Genomic DNA, 18,775 nt, shown 5'->3' on the forward strand with positions numbered 1-18,775 from the left:
GACTGCTATGAGCCGGGCAGTCAAAGCCTTCATGCCGGCCTCTGACAAGCCGTTCCCGCCGTGGCAGGGCATGCAGTACTTCGCCAGCATGTTCAGCGGCGACGCGACCCTGAACTACGTCAGCAACGACCGGTACGGGAGCCGGACGTGGACAACCGCCCGGGACATCCTGGACCAGCACGTGCAGCAAAGCTCACCGGCCCCGGTCGCCTAGCCTGGGGGTTGTTGCACGGACAAGCCCCGAACCCCTAGGGTTCGGATCATGGTCGCGCCCGGGGGACCCGCTCGTTATGGAATGCACACGACGCCGACACTGCTATCCGTAGTGAGCCTCGCCGTTGTCGCGTTAACCGCGGCCTGCGCATCTACTCCCCCACAATGCATGCCGGCCGGCGAGCAAACGGTCACCAAACCGCCCGCCGCCAAGGCCGCACCGTCGACGGGCGCCGGACTGTCACCGGGCATGACCCTCGCCCCGGCTCCGCCGATTCCGCCTGCCCCCCGGCAGGGTATAGATGAATGCCTGCCACAGCGTGCAGAGAACGCCGTAGCCAACGGAGCGCTGGATTGCCAGTACTTCACAGCCGGTTCCATGACGCCGGCTTCTGTGCCCCGTGGTCCGGGAATGAGCTCCGGCGACTACGCGATACGGTTCGGCAGCGTTGGCGGCCGCAAGTTAATGACCGTGCGCATCCCCTGTGCTTCGTATGCGGTCACGGTCAGCATTGCCACCGAAACGATCACGCCGGATCCGGGGACACTGGAAAGTTCCCTGGGCACGTGCAACTTCCCGTGGGACCAGGAACAGTCGGGGATGAAACGATACCTTCAAGCTCCGCTTCAGTTTGCACAACGGGAGACTGGAATCGTGCTGCACAACCCGGAATGGGGAATCACCCTCTTCCGGACCCCCTACGAGGCCGGCTGAGCCCGCGGTCCCGCCTACGGGGCGCCAGGGGCGCCAGGCGTCCCGCGGGAGGGGTGCGAGGCTGAGGGCCCGCGGGAATAAGAACCGCCGCCACCATGTTCGTTTCCGGTGTGAAGAACATCGGATTCCTGTCCTTCGGCCATTGGACCGACCACCCGGATTCCGGCACGCGCACCGCGTCGGACGCGCTGTTGCAGGCGATCGACCTCGCGGTCGCGGCCGAGGAGCTAGGTGCGGACGGCGCCTACTTCCGAGTCCACCACTTCGCGCAGCAATACGCCTCCCCGTTCCCGCTGCTCGCTGCGATCGGGGCCCGGACAAGCCGCATCGAGATCGGCACCGGCGTGATCGACATGCGCTACGAGAACCCGCTCTACATGGCGGAGGACGCTGGCGCGGCCGACCTGATCGCGGGCGGCCGGCTGCAGCTGGGCATCAGCAGGGGTTCACCCGAGCAGGTCATCGACGGATGGCGTTACTTCGGCTTCGCCCCCGTCGAGGGCGAGTCGGACGCCGACATGGGCCGCAGGCACGCCGAGCGTCTGCTCGAGGTCCTCACTGGCAAGGGTTTTGCGGCGCCGAACCCCCGCCCGATGTTCCCGAACCCTCCGGGCCTGCTGCGCGTGGAGCCGCACTCAAGGGGGCTGCGCGAGCGCATCTGGTGGGGCTCCGGCTCGAACGCCACGGCCATCTGGGCGGCGAAGCTCGGCATGAACCTGCAGAGCTCCACGCTCAAGGATGATGAGAGCGGCAAGCCCTTCCACGTCCAGCAGGCCGAGCAGATCGAGCTCTACCGGCAGGCCTGGAAGGAGGCGGGGCACGAGCGGGAGCCGCGCGTCTCGGTCAGCCGCAGCATCTTCGCGCTGACGGACGAGCGCGACTGGCAGTACTTCGCCCGCGACCGCCACAGCTCCGACCAGGTGGGCAACATCGACGAGAAAACACGCGCGGTCTTTGGCCGCTCCTACGCCGGTGCCCCGGACGAGCTGGCCGCAAAGCTGGCCGAGGACGAGGCGATCGCCGCGGCAGACACCCTGCTCCTCACGGTCCCGAACCAGCTCGGTGTCGACTACAACGCCCACGTCATCGAGTCGATCCTGAAGTATGTGGCGCCGCAGCTCGGCTGGCGCTGACCCCTCGTGACAGATTCCCCGGGCGCCGCGTCGTCGACGCTTGCGGGATCCAGCATTGCAACGCCAGTGCGACGACGCCGGTCCGGCCGGCGTTCACCAGCGGCAGCCTTGACGCCGAACACCACTTCGGCTGAGGCACAGGGCGGGCGGCCGCGATGCGCTCGCGACCGCCCGCAGCAACCGGGTGCACCCTGGGCTTAGCGCACCGACTTGCGCTCGTAGATCGCCATCGACCAGATGTACCCCGCGACCACAATCACGACGCACCACCCGATTGCCAGCACCGGGCTCCAGCCGAGCGGGGTGCCGAGCAGCAGCCCGCGGATGGCCTCAATGAACGGCGTGAAGGGCTGGTACTGCGCGAACCACTGCAGCCATTCCGGCATCGACTCGGTCGGCACAAAGCCGCTGCTGAGGAAGGGCAGGAAGGTCAGCACGAGGGGCAGGTTGCTGGCGGTCTCGGCCGACTTCGCCTGCATGCCCATGGCCACCCCGAGCCAACTGATCGCGTACGCGATGAGCACGATCAGACCTGCGGCGGAGATCCATTCGACAAACCCGGCGGTCGGGCGGAAGCCAATCAGGAGGCCGACGCCAAGCACGAGCACGACGGCGATAATCGCCTGGATGGTATTGCCGAGCACGTGCCCGGCGAGCACCGCGGCCCGCGAGATCGCCATCGTCCGGAACCGCGCGGTGATGCCCTCGGTCATGTCCATCGACACGGTCGTCGCGATGCCGCCTGCGCTGCCGGCGATGGTCAACAGCAGGATGCCCGGCATGACGTAGGCGACATACGCCTCGCGCCCGCCGGCCGGATCAGCGCCGGGCAGGCCGGCCCCGAGCGTGCCGCCGAACACGAACACGAAGAACAGCAGCAGGACTACCGGCCCCACGATGGTGAACACCGACAGGCCCGGGTAGCGCAGCATGTGCAGCAGGTTGCGGCGCAGCATCGTCACCGAGTCGGCAATGACGTGCGATTGCTGGCCGGTGCCCGGGGCCGTCCGGCGCTTGGCGGCGATGGTGGTCATGATTCGATTCCCTTCGTCTCGACCCGGCCGGTGAGCGCGAAAAACACGTCATCGAGGTCCGGGGTGTGGATGCTGAGGTCGTCGACCTCCAGGTTGGCCGTGTCGAGGCGGTCCAGCACGGTGCGCAGCGCGCCGACACCGCCGTCGCTCGGCACGGTGAGCGAGAGAGCGGCGTCGTCGCGGGCGGACTCGCCGAGCAGCCCGGAGGCGGCGTCGAGCCGCGCGGCATCGGCGAACCGGAGCCGGATATGTCCGCCCGGCACCAGGCGCTTGAGCTCGTCCGGCGTCCCCTCGGCGACGAGCCGGCCGCCGTCGAGCACCGCAATGCGGTCCGCGAGCTCGTCCGCCTCGTCCAGGTACTGGGTGGTGAGCAGCACGGTGGTGCCGTCCGCGACCAGGCTGCGGACAATGTCCCACATGGTGTGGCGGCTGCGCGGGTCCAGGCCCGTGGTGGGCTCGTCCAGGAAGATGACGCTGGGCGCCGAGACGAGGGTCATGGCGAGGTCGAGGCGGCGCTGCATGCCACCCGAGTAGGTGGCGAGCGGCTTGCGGGCGGCCTCGACGAGGTCGAACTGGTCCAGCAGCTCGGCCACCCGGGTCTTCGAGCGCTTCGCTCCAAGATGGCGCAGCCGGGCCATCAGCAGCAGGTTCTCCTCGCCGGTGAGCAGCTTGTCCACCGCGGAGAACTGGCCGGTGAGGCCGATCGCGGCGCGGACGCCGTCGGGATTGCGCACGACGTCGCATCCGTTCACCAGTGCGGTGCCGCCGTCGGGCCGCACCAGGGTGGACAGGATGTGCACGGTCGTCGTCTTGCCGGCGCCGTTCGGGCCGAGCAGCGCGGTGACGGTGCCCGCGTCCACGATGAGGTCGACGTCGTCGAGCACTGCCTTTGCGCCGTAGGACTTCCGCAGCCCGCGGACTTCGATTGCTGGCGTGTTCATGTGCTTCGTTCCCTTCTGTTGGTGGCCCGGAGTCATTGGGCGCGCTGGATGCTGATGTCGCCGTGCTGGGTGCGTGCACGCACTGCGACGGTCTGTTCGGACGCGTTGGGAGCGCGGTCGCTGTCCAGCTGGTTGCGGACGTGCCCCTCTTTGGAGGACAGATCGAGCCAGGCGGGAACGCCGGGACGCACGCCGATGGTGACCTGGCCGAAGCCGCTCTCGACCTGGATGGAACCACTCGAGACCTCTGCGAGCTGGATGCTGCCGTAGGCGGTCTTCGCAGCGACGGAGCCGAGTGCCTTCGAAATCTCGAGGTCGCCGTAGGAGAGCTTCGCTTCAAGGTCGCCGCCGGACTCCCCGATCAGGATGGTGCCGTGCGACGCCTTGAGGATCGCATCGCCGGTGACCTTACCGATCCGGATCTGACCGTGGTCGGCCGTCATCTCGATCCCGCCCTCGGCGGTGCCGAGGGTCGCGTTGCCGTGCGAGGCGCGCAGCCACAGGTCGCCGGTGGAGTCGAGATCGACGCGGCCCATCGAACTCTTGATCCGGGTAGCGCCGAGGCGTCCGACGGTGCGCACGCCGCCGACCCCTATCTCGGCGGTGAGCCGCGACCCGGCCGGCAGCTCGACCTTCACATCGACCGACTCGGTGGGGCCGACCCAGCTGATGCGGGGCCGGGGGCCGGTGATGATGAGCCGCTGGCCGTCGACGTCGACCCTGGTCTCTTCCGCGCCCCGCCGGTCGACCGCCTTCGCGGGGTTCGTCGGCGAGACGGTCACGACCGTGTCGTCGCGGTCAGTGGCGATGATTTCGATCGCGCCGACCTGCAGTTTGATGGCGAGGTCGATGGGGGTGGGGGTGTCGTAGGTGGGCATGCTGGCGCCTTCCTTTTGGGTGTGTTTGATCGACCCCGCGGGTCCGCGTGGTTGGAGGGTGTCGTGTGGTGCGGTGGGCGGTTTAGCGCGCCCAGCCGGCGAAGTTGTCGCCGGTGCGCAGCGTGCGCTGCGCGGATCGTCGCTGCTTGGGCTGGAGAGCGGCCGCGACCGCGCGGACCAGCCAGGTGTTGACGGACAGGCCGTCAGCAGCCGCGGCCTCGTCCACCCGCGTCTTGAGGGCATCCGGCAGGCGGAGCGTCGTGCGCGAGGTGCTCGCGTCGTCGAGGTCGAGGGGTGCGGCCGGCCGCTCGTCGGTGTCAGATTCCGGGTTCGGCTGGGTCACCACGAACTCGACGTCGCGTCCGCGCAGCCGCATGTCGACTGATCCGGGTGCGAGGTCGCGGGTGATCTCGCCGGCTGCAGCCGAGAGAACGTCGAGGAGCACGAGCCGGGTCGCGGCGTCCAGTCCGGCGGCGAGCCGCTCGGCCACGGCGCGGGTGTCCTCCGAGCCGTTCTCCGCGGCATCCACTAGCTGCCGCTGTAGGTCGTTGACGTATTGTCCGAGTTCCATGCCACCATAGTGACACCACGGTGGTGTCACGTCAAGCCTTCGTGGTGTCACGGGTGATCCGCAGGTTGGTGCGGCGGCTCGATGAGGGTGAGGACGGGCGAAGGGCCTCGCCCTGAGTCCTAGTTGGCGTCCTGTCGGTTCACCATTTCGGCTATCCAGATCGGCGCGAACGGAGAGGTGCAGTTCGGCGGCGTCGGGTAATCCTTGAGCACCTCCAGGCGCTCGCCGATGCCGATCGCGCGGGCGCGGTGTTCGGGGTGCTCAATCCCGATCTGGGCCAGGCAGTGGTTCATCGCCCACTGCAAGCGGTCCGGGGCGTCCTTCATCTGCGCCTCGATGATGTCGAGCAGTCCTGGCAGGTCGAGGCCCTCCGGCTTCTTCGCAACGCGGTCGGTAGTCAGCGCCCAGCCGGCACTTGCCACCAGCGGGTCCGGATCGGCGAACCAGGCCACGCGCAGTTCCTCGGCATGCGGGTTCTTCTTCACCACATAGTTGAGGAGCCAGTCCTGCACCTTGGGAGTGTGCGCCTGGCGCAACATGACGTCCAACTCATCACGATCGAACGCCTTCGGACGGCAGATCAGGAGCGCCAGGAGCCGCGCCGCGGTATCACCGGTCCCCCACAGCTCACCGGCCAGCTCCTGCTGCGTCTTGAGCCGCTTGGCCAACGCCCGCAGCTTGCCGAGGTTCACCCCGTGGTCGTCACCGTGCTTGGCGTTCACGTCCCGGATCCTCGGGTCCTCGAGGTCGGCCAGCTCGGCCATCACCTCGGCCGCCGTCGTTCCGGTTTCCGTCGTCTGGGCCACCTCGGCCTCCTGTCCGTTGCTTGTGCGATTCAGCATACGTCGGCGGTTCGGCCGCCCGCGGCAATAAGCGGCTTGGCGACGAAAACAGACGACTGCACCGTGGCCGCGCACGCCGGTGAGCGTCCGGTGCTCACCTGTGAATCGCCCGCTGCCCCTTGCCCCAGACTGGTTGCCTGCGGCAAGCTGTTGATCAGCTGATGAATTGATCAACCGGGAGAGACCCGACGGCGGCAGCCCCCGGAAGGTTGCCGCGGCGGTGCCGTTGCGGGGCTGGAACCCCGCAGGACGGGAGGGCTCGGAATATGGAACGTGCAGTGTCCAGGCCGGCAAAAATTCGCGCCGCCGTCATTTTCTCAGTGGTGGCGGTGATGGTAATTCTTGGAATTGCGTGGATCGTCACTACCCGGTCACCGGTTACGCCGCCTCCGGGAGCGTCCGGGGCCCCGGTGAGTAATCCTTCGGTATCGGGACGTGCGACTTTCCAGAAGGTCCCGAATCAGGTTCTGTTTGCGCTTGATGATTCCGGAAACCCGGATCTCTCCGGAGACTTGACGAATATCAAGCAGGGTGACGCCGGCGATTGCTATTTCCTCGCAGCGTTGATGACAGTGGCCTCCCGGGCCCCTGCGACCGTCTTGAACATGGTCCATGACAACGGCAACGGCACTTACACCATTTCCTTCCACAGCAAGTACGACGGAGTGTCCAATCCGGTGACGGTCACGGTCAACGGTGATCTTCCGTACCGCCGCGGCAAGCCCTTCGAAAACGGCATCGAAAATATCGATGGCAAAAACGTGTCATGGGCCGCGATTATCGAGAAAGGGTGGGCGGCCGCGAACGGCAACAGCTACAACGGCATCGATGGCACCGACCTCAGCAACGCCCAGGATCATGATGTGCACAACGCCCTCTATGCCATCACCGGCGAAGTGGGCGTCGACCGCAACCCCGGCGGCCCCATGACGGGAGTGAGCTTTGAGCAGATGCAGCAGGATTTCACGAAGGGCCTCGTGACCTTTGGGACGTCCAACTCCGACGGCGAGCTGGTCTCCGACCATTCCTACGCATTGCTGGGTCTGAATCCCTCCGACCAAACGGTCGTGGTGGGTGATCCGGAGGGTGGCCACACCACGCTGGCTTTTGCGACCTTCCAGTCAACGAACATCAACCAGTACATCGCGATACCGACATATCCTTGAGCGGCAGCCCTAAACGGCAGCCATGGCCCGCTCGCCGTTGAAGTATTCGAGCTGCCAGCCGTCGACGGCATGGTGGTGGGCCAGGTTGAGCACGGCGTTGTCGATGCTTTCCAGGGTGCGGCCGACGGCGCGGCTGAGACTCACGCGCAGGAGCGTGCCATGGGCGACGGCCAGGACGCGGCGGCCACGGAACTCCTCGGCCAGCGCCTCAAGCGCGGCCAACCCCCGGCCGGCGGCCTCGTCCTCGCTTTCCGCTCCGCGGAACCCATGAGGAATGCGCAGTGCGTCCAGTTCAGGACCGTCCTGCAGGCCCTCCGCGGGTCCGAAGCTGCGCTCGGCGAGCTCCGGCACGCGCCGGGCCACGCTGAGGCCGAGCCCGGCGGCGATGAGATCGGCGGTTTCAGCGGCACGGCTCAGCGGCGAGGACACGATCGCGTCCCATTCATAGCCGGACAGGACGGCGACGGCGTCGCGAGCCTGGCCGCGGCCGACGTCGTTCAGGGGAATGTCGGTGGATCCCTGCAGCCGGCGCTGTGCATTCCAGTCCGTCTGGCCATGGCGGATGAGGGCGAACGTCGTAGAGGTCATGCCTTCCATTCTGCCCTGACGGCAGGCTGGCGATGACAGAGGCGCCGGCCCGGGAGCGCGGGACCCACGTGCCAGATCACCCGCGTCCTCAAAATCAACCAGCTCGAAACCCTCACCGACGACGTCATCGGAGCCGCCGCGAGCATCCTCGTCATCGGCAAATGCGACAACGAGCGATCACAAAACACCGCCCTTTCGCATAGTCCCTTGACGCATGGCCAGCACCGGACGCAGAGTTCACACGAGAGTCATTCCGCAGATGGCCGATAACCGTCCGGGCCCAGCCCTCATGCCGCAACAACCGCTGCACGGCGGAGCATATTGCATCCCTTGAGCCCCTCCCAGGCGGAGCCGCTTGCGGTCAACAACGGGAGCGCTCCGGTCACCTCTTGGACAGGAGAAGTAAGGATGGATCTCGAGCAACCGCCCCCAGGCCCAAAGACGGTAACTGCGGCTAGGGCCGCCAAAGACGCGGCGCTGGCGTCCACTTCCGCATCGCGGAAGAAGGTTTCGTACGGTGCGCAGGACCGCAGAGGACCACTTCTGTGGAATTCAGGCCTGGAAAGGCTCACCAACCGAACTCGTCTGCCGGGACAGCCAGCCGATGTGGGCGTGAACCTGTTCTACGAGGACCTTGAGTGGAATCCCCTCCTTGGCCCGGGCGATCCCTCGGGGATCATTCCAAGGGACACAGATCAGGTTCCGCCTGGAAATATGGCTAATGCGGGAGGGCTGATTCTGCCCTGGTGCTCGAATTCRCAAGAGGTCCGCCGGAAGGCCGTTGTTGTGTACCGCCTTGGGGAGGACCTGGATACGATCGAAGATCCCCTCCTGTATGTCTTCCAGTATTACTGGGACAACGTGGGGTACTTCTTGCCGGCCACCTTTGGGTCTTTCGACGAGAAGATCTCTATGGGTGAGGGGCCCAGCGCATCCCTCGATGTGGACTTCGTTCTCGGCCCGACAGGAGACCTGGTCGCCAGGGCACGGGCATAGGGGCCTGGCCGGAACGCGGCCGGGCCGCTGCCAATCACTTTGGGAGCCGGCAAGGGTGTCCGGATACTAAGTCGAGTTGCACGGTGGCGCTATCCGGGAGTACCCGACTGTGCGGCGTAGGCAGTGGCCCGGTCGCGGACGTGGTCCACGTACGGATCAGACTGGTTGTAGGAGTAGATCGCGTCGGCCCAGCCGGCGGCGGTGGTCAGGTCACCGCCGTGGGCGCACAGGTACGAGGCGGCACTTAGCGCGGCGTCATCGATGTTGAACGGGTCGGCTGTTCCGTCGCCGTTCCCGTCCCGGCCTGCGAGCTGCCACGTGGAGGGAATGAACTGCATGGGTCCGACGGCGTGGTCCCACCGGGCGTCGCCGTCCAGGGCGCCGGCGTCCGAATCAGGGATCGCGGCGAAGCCGTCGCCGTTGAGGCTCGGACCGACAATTGGCCCGCTCGCCTGGCCTGTGGCGGTCAGGCTGCCGCCGCCGTACGTTCCGTGGCCGGATTCGACGAAGCCCACCGCTGCCACCGTATTCCAGCCGATCCCGCACGTCGGGGCCGATGTGTTGGCCGCACTGGCCGCGGCCACGTAGGCCTGGAGGGCCCGGGCGGGGATGCCGGTCTGCGCGGCGGCATGGGTGAGCCACTCGGCGTCCGCGCTCCGGGTGATGTTCACGGCGGAGGTGATGCCGGCGGACAGCGATTCGAGTTTCGCCTCTGCCCGCGGCGGCGCGGGCAGGGCCACGCGGGTCTCCGCCCCGGAGAACCGGAAGGCCCAAAACAAGAACCCGGTGATGACGAAAAATACGAACAGGCCGAGTACGGCAAGGCGTTTCAGACGGAGCATGGACTAAACGGGCCGGCCGGGGACGGTACTGACCCGCGTGTCCGGCGCGGCACGGAAAGCCGCGCCGCGCCGGACACGCGGGAGGCCAGGGCCCTAGCCAACGCACTCGACGCAGTAAGCGTGGCCGTTCTTTTCGCGTGCAACCTGGGACCGGTGCCGGACCAGGAAGCAGGAGTAGCAGGTGAATTCGTCCTGCGCCTGCGGGATGACCTGCACGACGAGTTCCTCGGCGACAATTTCCCCGCCCGGGCTGATCGCATCGTCAAAAGCGTCGGCTTCATCCAGTTCTCGGACAACGCTGCGGGCATCCGGGGCGTTGGCGGATTGCAGCGCCTGCAGGGAATTATCCTGCGACTCCTTGACGTCGGATCGGACTTCGTCGTAATCGGTTGCCACGGGGGTGACTCTCATTCCTGTGTTTAGTTCTGACGGGAAGCCAACGTACACCATTGCGCGCGCCGCCGCCTCATGTGAACCAAGTCCTTCAGGCCGAACGGAGTCCCGGGACCGCGTCGGCCGGCACCGGCGCGGGGTCCTGGGACCCCGCCGGGCCCGGGCCCGCCGGACTGCTGCGGGCAGCCGAGACGACGGTGTTGGCCGGCCGGGGCAGCCCGTAGTGTTCCCGGAGCGTCCGTCCACTGTATGCGCGCCGGAAGAGTCCGCGGTCCCGCAGGACCGGGATGACGTGGTCCACGAAGGCGTCCAGGCCGGACGGAAGCACGGGGGGCATGATGTTGAAGCCGTCCGCCGCCCCGGCCACAAACCATTCCTCGATCGCGTCGGCCACCTGCTCAGGGGTGCCAGAGAAAGTACGGTGGCCGCGGCCGCCGCCGAGCCTGCCGATGAGCTGGCGCACGGTCAGCCGTTCCCGCCGGGCGAGGTCCACGATCAGCGTGTACCTGCTCTTGGCCCCTTCGATCTCGTCCTCGGAGCGCAGGTCGTCCGGCAGCTCGGCGTCGAGGGCCAGGGATGCTGCGGGGACCCGCAGCACCCCGGCGAGCTGCCTTTTGGCGTGCTCCGGGTGGATCAGCTCGTCGAGGTCTTGCTCCAGCCGCCGCGCCTCGGCCTCGGTGGAGCCGATGACGGGAACGATGCCCGGGAGCACCTTGATCGTTCCCGGGTCACGGCCGGCGGCGGCGGTTCGCCGTTTCAGGTCGGCATAGAAGCGCTGTGCGTCGGGCAGCGTCTGCTGGGCCGTGAACACCGCTTCGGCGTAGCGGGCGGCGAAGTCCTTGCCGTCCTCCGAGGAGCCGGCCTGGACAATCACCGGGTGGCCCTGGACGGAGCGTGGCACGTCCAGCGGCCCCTGGACGCTGAAGAACGTGCCGGCGTGGTTGACCGGGTGGACCCTGGTGTTGTCTCCCCAGGTCCCGGCTTCCTTGTCGCCGAGGGCGGCGTCGTCCTCCCAGCTGTCCCAAAGCTTGCGGGCCACGTCGAGGAATTCCGCGGCCCGCTCGTACCGCAGCGCGTGGGCCGGCTGGTCCCGCAGGGAGAAGTTCCTCGCGGCGGCGTCTCCGGCGGTGGTGACCACGTTCCACCCGGTCCTGCCGCCGCTGATGTGGTCCACGGAGGCAAACCGGCGGGCCAGGTTGTAGGGGTCGTTGTAGGTGGTGGACGCCGTGGCGATCAGCCCGATGCGGTCGGTGACGGCGGCGATGGCGGCGAGCAGGACGGTCGGCTCGAGTGTGCCGTAGGGCCGCTGGCCGACGTCGCCGTGAAGCACCGGTGAGTCCGCGAAGAAGATCGAATCGAACGTCCCGCGTTCCGCCGTTCGGGCCAGCCGCTGGAAATGCGCGACGTCCGTCCCCGCGAAACTGTCGCTTTCCGGCAGCCGCCACGAGGCCTCGTGGTGACCGGTGCTCATGAGGAACGCGTTCAGGTGCAGCTGCCGTGCCCCACTCACAGCTGAACTCCGGGAACGCCGGCGCGCAGTTCGACCGTCTCGGAATAGGTGGAGGAATCGCCCTGGATGGACGTGCTGCTGCGTCCGTCGATGCCCTTGGGTACGTCGCCGGCCACCGTGACCCGGTTCAGCTGCCGGGGCTGGCCGTCATAGTTGTCCGGGGCGTAGTGCTGGGTGATGCGGTTGTCGAACAGCACCAGCTGGTCCGGTTCCCAGTTGACGCGGACCACGTTCTCGGGGCGGGTGACGTAGGCCTGGAGCAGCCGCAGGATGTCCTTGGATTCGGTGTTGGACAGTCCCACGATGCGCAGCCTTTGGGCGAAGCCGCCGATGAAGAGGCCGCGCTCCCCGGTCAGTGGGTGGACCCGGACCACGGGGTGGGCAGTCTCGAAGTGGATCCGGGTGAATTCCTTCCGCCGCTCACCGGCGCTGGCGTGCTCGAGGTTTTTCGGCACGGAGTAGTCGTAATCATTGGTGTGGACGGCCCACAGGGTATCGGCGAAGTTCCGCAGCTCGTCCGGCAGATCGGCGTAGGCTCCGGCGGCCGAGGCGATCAGGGTCTCCCCGCCGTAGGCCGGCAAGGTGATGCTGCGCAGGGTGGAGGCCTGCGGCGGGTTCACGACGAACGTGACGTCGGTGTGCCAGTTGTTCGCGCTGCCGTTTTCGCTGTCCACCGGCAGGACCGCAGGTTTTCCCTCGACGGAGGCCACCGTGGGGTGGGCCTGGGTGAGCGGGCCGAAGCGGGCGGCGAAGCGGACCTGGGCTTCGTCGTCGCGGACGTTGGCGTCCCGGAAGACCAGGGCCTTGTGCGTGTTCAGGGCTTCACGGATCTGGGCGATTGTGGCGTCGCTGAGGTCGCTGCTGAGGTCCAGGCCGCGGATCTCGGCACCGATGCGGGCGCTGAGTTTCCGGAATTCGAGGCGGGTTTGGGTGGTTATGGACATGGTGGACTCCTTTGGTCTGCGGGGGTCAGTTCGACTGGGATCCGACGGCGGTCCGCCACCGGGAGAAGTGCCGTTCGACGGCGACCAGCAGGTAGTTGACCAGCAGGCCGAGCAGCGAGACGGTGAGGATTCCGGCATACATGTCCGGGATCAGGAAACTGGACTGGGCGTTGACGATCAGGTACCCGAGGCCCGCCTTGGCACCGACCATCTCCGCCGCAATGAGCACCAGGATCGAGGACGTTCCGGCCATCCGGATTCCGGTGAAAATGGTCGGCACCGCCGAGGGAAGGATGACCTTCAGGAACAGCCGGAAGTTGGAGAGCCCCAGCGAGCGGGCGGCCCGGACGAGCAGCGGGTCTACGGTCCTGACGCCGGCGATGGTGTTCAGCAGCACGGGGAAGAACGCGGCGTAAGCCACGATGCTGATCTTGGAAGTCTCCCCGATCCCCAGCAGGAGGGTGAAGACCGGGAGCAGCGCCAGCGCCGCGGTGTTCCGGAACACCTCCAGCAGTGGGTTGAGGAACCGGTCAAGGGACCGGTACCAGGCGACCAGCAGGCCAAGGGCGACGGCGAAGACCACGGCGATACCGAAGCCGCTGGCGGAGCGGGTCAGGCTGGCTGCCAGATGGTTCTGCAGTTGGCCCTTGGCGATGAGTGATCCCAGTGCCCGCAGGACCTCGTGCAGCGGCGGGAGGAAGACCCTGGTCGAGGCCGTGGCGAGGTAGGTTGGGCCCAGTTCCCAGAGCAAGAGGAACAGCACAATTGCGCCCGAGGCCCAGATCCCGCGCCCGGCCCTGCGGGCTCCGGAACGGGCCACGGCGGGAAGGCGTCGGGTTGCGGCGGGCTGTGGGGGCCGCCCAGTAGCGGCTGTAGCGGGCGCAGTCAGGTCTTTGGTCAGTGTTGGTGCGGTCATCAGGCGGCCCTTCCCTTGCTGAGCTGTCCCTTGCTGGGCTGTCTCTTGCTGAGCTGCGGTGCCTCGTCGGGCGCGGACCCGTCGGGCCGGATCTTGGCATGCCCGGCTTCCTGGGCTTTCCGGACCTCGTCGTGCAGCAGCGACCAGACTTCGTGGCGGTGTTCGACGAAGACGGCGTCGGAGCGGACGTCCCGGTCACCGCTCCGCTCCCCCAGGTCAATGTCGACAATCTGCTTGAGCCGGCCGGGTCGGGAGCTGAGCACGGCGACCCGCTGGCCCAGGTACACAGCCTCGTCGATGCCGTGGGTGATGAAGATGATGGTCTTGCCCGTGGAGCGCCAGATGCGCAGGAGTTCCTCCTGGAGCTGTTCCCGGGTCTGGGCATCCAGCGCTGCGAACGGTTCATCCATGAGCAGGACGTCCGGCTCGTACGCGAGGCTCCGTGCGATGGCAACCCGCTGCTTCATGCCGCCGGACAGCTCATGGGGATACCGGTCCTCGAAACCGGAGAGGCCGACGAGCTCAAGGTAGTGGCGGGCCTTGTCGGCACGTTCCCTCCGGCTCAGGCGGCGCCCGTCGCTGCCGGTTCCTTCGAGGCCGAAGGCGACGTTGGCGGCCGCGGTGCGCCATGGGAAAAGGGCGTACTGCTGGAAGACGACTGCACGGTCGCGGCCGGGCCCGGTCACCTCCTTGCCGTCCACGAGCACCTGGCCGGCGTCCGGCCGGGTGAGCCCGGCGAGGAGGTCCAGGAGGGTGGTTTTGCCGGAGCCGCTCGGCCCGACCAGAGTAATGAACTCGCCCGCGGCGACGTCCAGGGTGATGCCCTCCAGCGCCGTCAGGGTGGAGCCCTCGGGCTGGTCCTTGCTGGGCCGGACGGTGAACTGTTTCCCGACGTTGCGGAGGCTGATTTTCGGCGTCGGTCCGGCACCGCGGGTCATGATGCCGCCCCGTTCAGCAGTCCGTTGAAATCGTTGGTGTAGTACTTGGACGGGGTGATCCCGCCGCTGACGATGCCGGTGTCGTTCAGCCATGCTGACCAGCGGGTGAAGTCCTGGTCGCTGATGGCCCCCTTGGACGGGACTCCGACGCTCTTCCAGTACTTCAACGCCGCGGTGCTTTCGGAGCGCTGACGCTTGTTGATGATGCTCGTAAACCGCGCGATCACCTCGTCGCGGGGGGTGGTGCGTTCCCATTCGATGGCCTTGGCCACACCGGTGGTGAAGATCTTCGTGGTTTCCGGGTTTTGCTCGATGAAGTCCTTGCGCAGGACGTACTGGCCGCCGGCGAAGGTTCCAAAGAGTTCGAAGTCGCTGAACAGGGACCGCAGGCCGCCCGTGGCGACAGCGTTATCCTGCAGCACTTCGCCGAGCGCCCCGACGTCGACCTGGCCGCGGCGGATGGCCTCCTCGGTGTCGTTGGGCGGAACGACGACGAGCTGTACCTGCCTGATTTCCTCCTGCGACAGTCCGTTCTTCTTCAGGTAGCTGTTGATCACGGCGTCCGCATGGGCGCCCAGGGTGTTGACGGCGATCTTCTTGCCGATCAGATCCCGCGGCGTCCGGATCGGACTGTCCTGGGTGACGTAGAAGCCGTTGAACGTCTTCTCGTCCTCGCCGTAGTAGTTGATCACCGCAGTGACCGGCGCGCCGGCTTCGATGAGCTTGACCACGGCGCCGGAGAAGGCGCCGCCGAAGTCGGTGGCTCCTGTCGCGGCTGATTGGATGCTCGCCGGCCCGCTGATGGTGTTGCCCACCCAGTTCAGCTTGACGTCGCCGAGGTAGCCGAGGTCCTCGGCCAGCTCCGGCAGGCTCACGTTGTTGGCCGAGCCCTCGTAGCGGAGTTCGGTCACTTCGGGTGCCCCGGGGGTATTTCCGGCAGGGGACTGGGCGCTCGCAGGGCCGCCGCAACCGGAGACCACCAGCGAGACCGCCACGGCGGCAGCAACGCCCAAGGTGGAGAAAAGTCCTGCGGGTAAGTGTCGGTTTTTCATAGCGGATTCTTTCTGGATTCGATGGTGCGGGCCGGGGCTACCGGACCGTGCCCACCATCAGAGCAGAATCGAATTCGTTCCGCAGGCGCCTCGACTCCCGAGGAAACCGTGCGTAATCCGGCGACGAAATCAGCCGCGGGGCACAATCGCTACCCGGGAGGTCGCATTGGGAAGCAGTCCGCAACAGGGCAGACTCAGGCCGTCATCTGCGGCCATTCCGGGACGTGTCCGCGCCCCATCGGACGGTCACTGTGAAGTCATGCTGACGCGCGGTGACTGTGCATGACGGGGCCGGCACCGCGCCGCCGCAGTCCGCGCACGAAGAAAATTCGCAGGATATGGCCGAATGTTGCGTTCCCGACGCGGCTCCGGCAGTCCTGGCCCAGAACGTCGAGCCGGACCAGCAGGACGAACAAGGGCGTGTCGGGCGCGGGCAGCTCGGCGAAGCCGATGTCGATGGTGCCTTCAAAGCCGCGGCGACTGAACACCTCCACCCTTGCGGATCGCGGCGGATCGCAGCCCGGGCATGGCGCAGCTGTTTCGGAAGGGTTTGTCAGGGCGCTATGGCGCGTGCCGGGCTAAAGAGATGCCGGTAGCCAAGACGGAGAACCCCCGGGCGCAGCGGCTAGAGGCCCCGGTGGTGCTCGATGAGCCATCGCGCCATCTGCTGGGCGCGCTTGGAGGCCAGCGCGTCCCCTTCGGTGGCGGAAATGATGGAGCCTTTCATCAGGATGTGCCAGGATCGGGCAAATTCCTCGGGGCGGTCCAGCCCGGCTTCCTCGGCCAGTGCCTGGATATGCCCGCGGATGCGGCTGAGGTAATCGATGCTCGCCTTGCCCAGCGGGTGCCCGGCGCCCATTTCCAGCAGCACGTTGATGAAGGAACACGCCTCGAAATCCTCGCGCTGGAACCAGTCACCGAACACGTCAAAGACGGCGAGCAGCCTCTCCTCGGGGGTGTTGCCCCGCCGGCTGGCCTCGGCCACGATCAGGTCCACGGTCCACACCTGGTCGCGGAGTTCCAGGAAGGCCAGCACCAGTGCGTCCTTGGACGGAAAGTGCCGGTAGAAGGTTGCTTTGGAAACCCCTGAACTGCTGATCAGCTCATTGACCCCTACTCCGCGGATGCCGCGGCGGGAGAACAACTCGTAGGCGGTGGCGAGAATGCGGTCCACCGGCTCGTCGCGGCCGGCCATGGCTGTGGCGGGCAGCAGCGGAGGACCCTCGGCGTCGTTGACAGTCATGATAAAAAAATTTTACACCGGACCGAGGCGTACAGACCGGTCTRCCTCGGAGTGTGCTATCAGTCTCCCCCGGATTTTCCCCCCCGGCGCTTTCGGCGCGTAACACGCTCGCACGACGCCGGGCGGGCCGGCGAAGGGCCCTTCCGGCGCCCTACCTCCACCTAGGGATGGAGAACCCGGCTGCCATCCCGGCGTTGTGAGAACCGACTGTCCAGTGCGTGGACGAAGCTGCGGAGGGTCGCTGACTCGTGCGTGCTGTTGGCCAGCCGGACGATGGCCGAAGCCGTGTGGGCCAACTTGATGTTGTGATGCTGGCTGTAGGCGGAAAGCCGTTCGAAGGCGTCGTCGGAACCGATATGGAGTATCCCCATCAGGATGCCCTTGGCCTGTTCGATAAGGCCTCGGGTGCCGATGGCTCCGGCGACGGCCTCGCGGGCGGACCGGTCCGTTTCAACTTGAACTGTTCTGGTGAGGTCCAGGATGAACCCGTCGACGAACGACAGCTTCCCGTCACTGTCCAGCACGCCCTCCCCCGCCGTCAGGACTCGCCGTTCACGCCGGCGTGCGTCGAAGAGACGATGATAATTGGCGAAAAAACCTCCGCCACGGCACACATCCTCAAAGATTTCCCTGCACGGCGTCCGGTCGTCAGGATGCACGTGCTGCATAAGAACACCCACCGTGGGCACCACCTCGCCGCGCTGATAGCCGTGGATCTGGTAAATCTGCTCGGACCACTGCAGCTCCCCCGAGGCCACATCGTAGCGAAAGGTCCCGGCGAGGCAGTCCTCGGTAGCCAGCGCGCTGGAATAGGCCTGCAACGCCTTCAACTCCGTCATGGCCGGGCCTGCCTGCCCGGCCCGCCGGCGGGCGCCCTGTCCCGGGACACGGTCAGCACGAGCTGAGCCCAACCTGCGCAGTCCGCGCCTCCAGTGCCTGCCGCCACCGCACGATCAGCTGCTGGTTCCGGGTCCCTGCGAGTCGGGCCAAGAAGCGCGCTGCGGACGGGATGCGGAGGCGCGGCGGCCCTTCAGGAGACCTGGGCGCCCCGCCACGGGCCGGTCTCGCCCGGGCGCGCCGGCCCTGCACGTGCGCCTCGTGAACTCCGCGCCTCTGCGCGCTGGGTTCCACGGGAATGCCCTCGGCCGCGGACTGGAGCAGCGCGTCATCCCGCGGCGCCGAAATTTCCGAGACCAGCCCCATGCCGGCGTACTCCCGCACTGCTGCGATCCCAGCCACCGCCGCCGGCAGGTCTGGAAAGGGCCTGGAGAGGGCCATGACGGTCCCGTCCGGGGCCGTCAGTCGAAATCGGTAGGACCTGTCGGTATCGGTGAACAGTTCGAACATGCCTGTCATAGAACCCTCCTGGAAGCCGGGACCCGATTGTTCCCGGCGACGCCGTTGTCACCGGGAACAGCCTGAATCCACCCGAACGATGCCAGTCACTCGTACCGGCCGAATCGAATTGATGAATTCATGAAAGTCTGAACTATGCAACTCACCTGCGCAAGAGGTACCACCCTGTCTRGCGGCGGCAACGACACTGCAGCGGTCCGGCGCTACGATATGTAAGCGGGCTGACCAAATCATGGGTGTGCAAGACAGACTTTTCTGTCTTGCTCATGCTTGTTTTCCTGTCGCCGGGGTCTGCACAGACGCGCGGTTCAGAATAGTTGAATGTGAAGGAGGGAGGCCCCAATGCCGGATGATCTTCCTGCAAGTCCGGTCCAGACCGATGTGAAGGCAGAACTGTTCAAGGCCATGGGCCACCCTGCCCGAATCCAGTTGCTGGAAATGCTCGCCGACGGACCAGTAGCCGTAAGCCGGCTGCGCGACAACACGGGCCTTGAGCCGTCAAAC

The 18,775-nt window shown here is 66.8% G+C and carries 21 protein-coding genes and 2 pseudogenes; 6 read left to right on the forward strand and 17 right to left on the reverse strand.

From position 1 onward, the window contains the following. From AC1D1W_RS15445 to AC1D1W_RS15455, 3 genes and pseudogenes are all read left to right on the forward strand, one after another. Positions 1–214 (forward strand): annotated as a pseudogene (locus tag AC1D1W_RS15445) (NmrA family protein); the annotation flags it as partial. A 111-nt stretch (positions 215–325) separates the two neighbouring features. Beyond that, positions 326–928 carry a hypothetical protein gene (locus AC1D1W_RS15450; RefSeq protein ID WP_476944148.1) on the forward strand — a complete coding sequence of 201 codons (603 nt, stop codon included), beginning with the start codon at positions 326–328 and terminating at the stop codon, positions 926–928. A 95-nt stretch (positions 929–1,023) separates the two neighbouring features. Then, positions 1,024–2,061 (forward strand): LLM class flavin-dependent oxidoreductase, encoded by a 1,038-nt coding sequence (locus tag AC1D1W_RS15455; protein WP_476944149.1) that lies wholly within the window; start codon positions 1,024–1,026, stop codon positions 2,059–2,061. Between the two features lie 197 nt (positions 2,062–2,258). Here the strand turns inward: AC1D1W_RS15455 and AC1D1W_RS15460 are convergent, their stop codons facing one another. The 5 genes from AC1D1W_RS15460 to AC1D1W_RS15480 form a co-directional block, all read right to left on the reverse strand. Then, entirely contained in the window at positions 2,259–3,095 is an 837-nt protein-coding gene (locus tag AC1D1W_RS15460) for an ABC transporter permease (RefSeq protein ID WP_476944150.1), read from the reverse strand. Next, a complete protein-coding gene (locus AC1D1W_RS15465; RefSeq protein WP_476944151.1) occupies positions 3,092–4,036 on the reverse strand; it encodes an ATP-binding cassette domain-containing protein in 945 nt (314 codons plus the stop codon). The genes AC1D1W_RS15460 and AC1D1W_RS15465 overlap by 4 nt, the downstream gene beginning before the upstream one ends. A 32-nt stretch (positions 4,037–4,068) precedes the next feature. Further along, entirely contained in the window at positions 4,069–4,914 is an 846-nt protein-coding gene (locus AC1D1W_RS15470; protein ID WP_476944152.1) for a DUF4097 family beta strand repeat-containing protein, read from the reverse strand. A gap of 82 nt (positions 4,915–4,996) precedes the next feature. Next, the gene (locus tag AC1D1W_RS15475) at positions 4,997–5,485 is read right to left on the reverse strand and encodes a hypothetical protein (RefSeq protein ID WP_028276302.1); all 489 of its coding nucleotides are present in this window, start codon (positions 5,483–5,485) and stop codon (positions 4,997–4,999) included. Between the two features lie 119 nt (positions 5,486–5,604). Further along, positions 5,605–6,249, reverse strand: a complete 645-nt coding sequence (locus AC1D1W_RS15480; protein ID WP_476944161.1) for a DNA alkylation repair protein — start codon at positions 6,247–6,249, stop codon at positions 5,605–5,607. 344 nt (positions 6,250–6,593) lie between these two features. Between AC1D1W_RS15480 and AC1D1W_RS15485 the strand changes: the two genes are divergently transcribed. Further along, positions 6,594–7,493, forward strand: coding sequence for a C2 family cysteine protease (locus AC1D1W_RS15485; RefSeq protein ID WP_476944153.1), 900 nt, complete (start codon positions 6,594–6,596; stop codon positions 7,491–7,493). A gap of 9 nt (positions 7,494–7,502) precedes the next feature. Here AC1D1W_RS15485 and AC1D1W_RS15490 read toward each other — a convergent pair whose 3' ends face one another. Beyond that, positions 7,503–8,081, reverse strand: a complete 579-nt coding sequence (locus AC1D1W_RS15490) for a histidine phosphatase family protein (protein WP_476944154.1) — start codon at positions 8,079–8,081, stop codon at positions 7,503–7,505. Between the two features lie 72 nt (positions 8,082–8,153). Here AC1D1W_RS15490 and AC1D1W_RS15495 point away from each other — a divergent pair. After that, positions 8,154–8,240, forward strand: a pseudogene (locus AC1D1W_RS15495) (AAA family ATPase); the annotation flags it as partial. 627 nt (positions 8,241–8,867) lie between these two features. Beyond that, positions 8,868–9,077: a hypothetical protein gene (locus AC1D1W_RS15500; RefSeq protein WP_476944155.1), complete on the forward strand. Its 210-nt coding sequence runs from the start codon at positions 8,868–8,870 to the stop codon at positions 9,075–9,077. Between the two features lie 89 nt (positions 9,078–9,166). Here the strand turns inward: AC1D1W_RS15500 and AC1D1W_RS15505 are convergent, their stop codons facing one another. The 11 genes from AC1D1W_RS15505 to AC1D1W_RS15555 form a co-directional block, all read right to left on the reverse strand. Further along, positions 9,167–9,919 carry a lytic transglycosylase domain-containing protein gene (locus tag AC1D1W_RS15505; protein ID WP_459384702.1) on the reverse strand — a complete coding sequence of 251 codons (753 nt, stop codon included), beginning with the start codon at positions 9,917–9,919 and terminating at the stop codon, positions 9,167–9,169. A 93-nt stretch (positions 9,920–10,012) separates the two neighbouring features. After that, positions 10,013–10,315 (reverse strand): DUF4193 domain-containing protein, encoded by a 303-nt coding sequence (locus AC1D1W_RS15510; protein ID WP_028276296.1) that lies wholly within the window; start codon positions 10,313–10,315, stop codon positions 10,013–10,015. Between the two features lie 88 nt (positions 10,316–10,403). Further along, the gene (locus tag AC1D1W_RS15515; RefSeq protein WP_476944156.1) at positions 10,404–11,822 is read right to left on the reverse strand and encodes an LLM class flavin-dependent oxidoreductase; all 1,419 of its coding nucleotides are present in this window, start codon (positions 11,820–11,822) and stop codon (positions 10,404–10,406) included. Further along, positions 11,819–12,766: a TauD/TfdA dioxygenase family protein gene (locus tag AC1D1W_RS15520; protein WP_476944157.1), complete on the reverse strand. Its 948-nt coding sequence runs from the start codon at positions 12,764–12,766 to the stop codon at positions 11,819–11,821. The genes AC1D1W_RS15515 and AC1D1W_RS15520 overlap by 4 nt, the downstream gene beginning before the upstream one ends. 25 nt (positions 12,767–12,791) lie before the next feature. Beyond that, positions 12,792–13,682 (reverse strand): ABC transporter permease, encoded by an 891-nt coding sequence (locus tag AC1D1W_RS15525; RefSeq protein WP_028276294.1) that lies wholly within the window; start codon positions 13,680–13,682, stop codon positions 12,792–12,794. Continuing rightward, the gene (locus tag AC1D1W_RS15530; RefSeq protein ID WP_476944158.1) at positions 13,682–14,620 is read right to left on the reverse strand and encodes an ABC transporter ATP-binding protein; all 939 of its coding nucleotides are present in this window, start codon (positions 14,618–14,620) and stop codon (positions 13,682–13,684) included. The genes AC1D1W_RS15525 and AC1D1W_RS15530 overlap by 1 nt, the downstream gene beginning before the upstream one ends. Beyond that, positions 14,617–15,672, reverse strand: coding sequence for an ABC transporter substrate-binding protein (locus AC1D1W_RS15535; protein ID WP_476944159.1), 1,056 nt, complete (start codon positions 15,670–15,672; stop codon positions 14,617–14,619). The genes AC1D1W_RS15530 and AC1D1W_RS15535 overlap by 4 nt, the downstream gene beginning before the upstream one ends. 257 nt (positions 15,673–15,929) lie before the next feature. Continuing rightward, positions 15,930–16,160, reverse strand: coding sequence for a hypothetical protein (locus AC1D1W_RS15540; RefSeq protein ID WP_476944160.1), 231 nt, complete (start codon positions 16,158–16,160; stop codon positions 15,930–15,932). A 137-nt stretch (positions 16,161–16,297) separates the two neighbouring features. After that, a complete protein-coding gene (locus tag AC1D1W_RS15545; RefSeq protein ID WP_243177485.1) occupies positions 16,298–16,915 on the reverse strand; it encodes a TetR/AcrR family transcriptional regulator in 618 nt (205 codons plus the stop codon). Positions 16,916–17,076: 161 nt separating this feature from the next. Further along, positions 17,077–17,754: a PAS and ANTAR domain-containing protein gene (locus AC1D1W_RS15550; RefSeq protein WP_243177483.1), complete on the reverse strand. Its 678-nt coding sequence runs from the start codon at positions 17,752–17,754 to the stop codon at positions 17,077–17,079. Positions 17,755–17,806: 52 nt separating this feature from the next. Continuing rightward, positions 17,807–18,271 (reverse strand): YegP family protein, encoded by a 465-nt coding sequence (locus tag AC1D1W_RS15555; RefSeq protein ID WP_243177482.1) that lies wholly within the window; start codon positions 18,269–18,271, stop codon positions 17,807–17,809. Positions 18,272–18,775: the final 504 nt, after the last annotated feature.

The sequence above is a fragment of the Arthrobacter sp. P1_B4 genome (assembly GCF_056406555.1).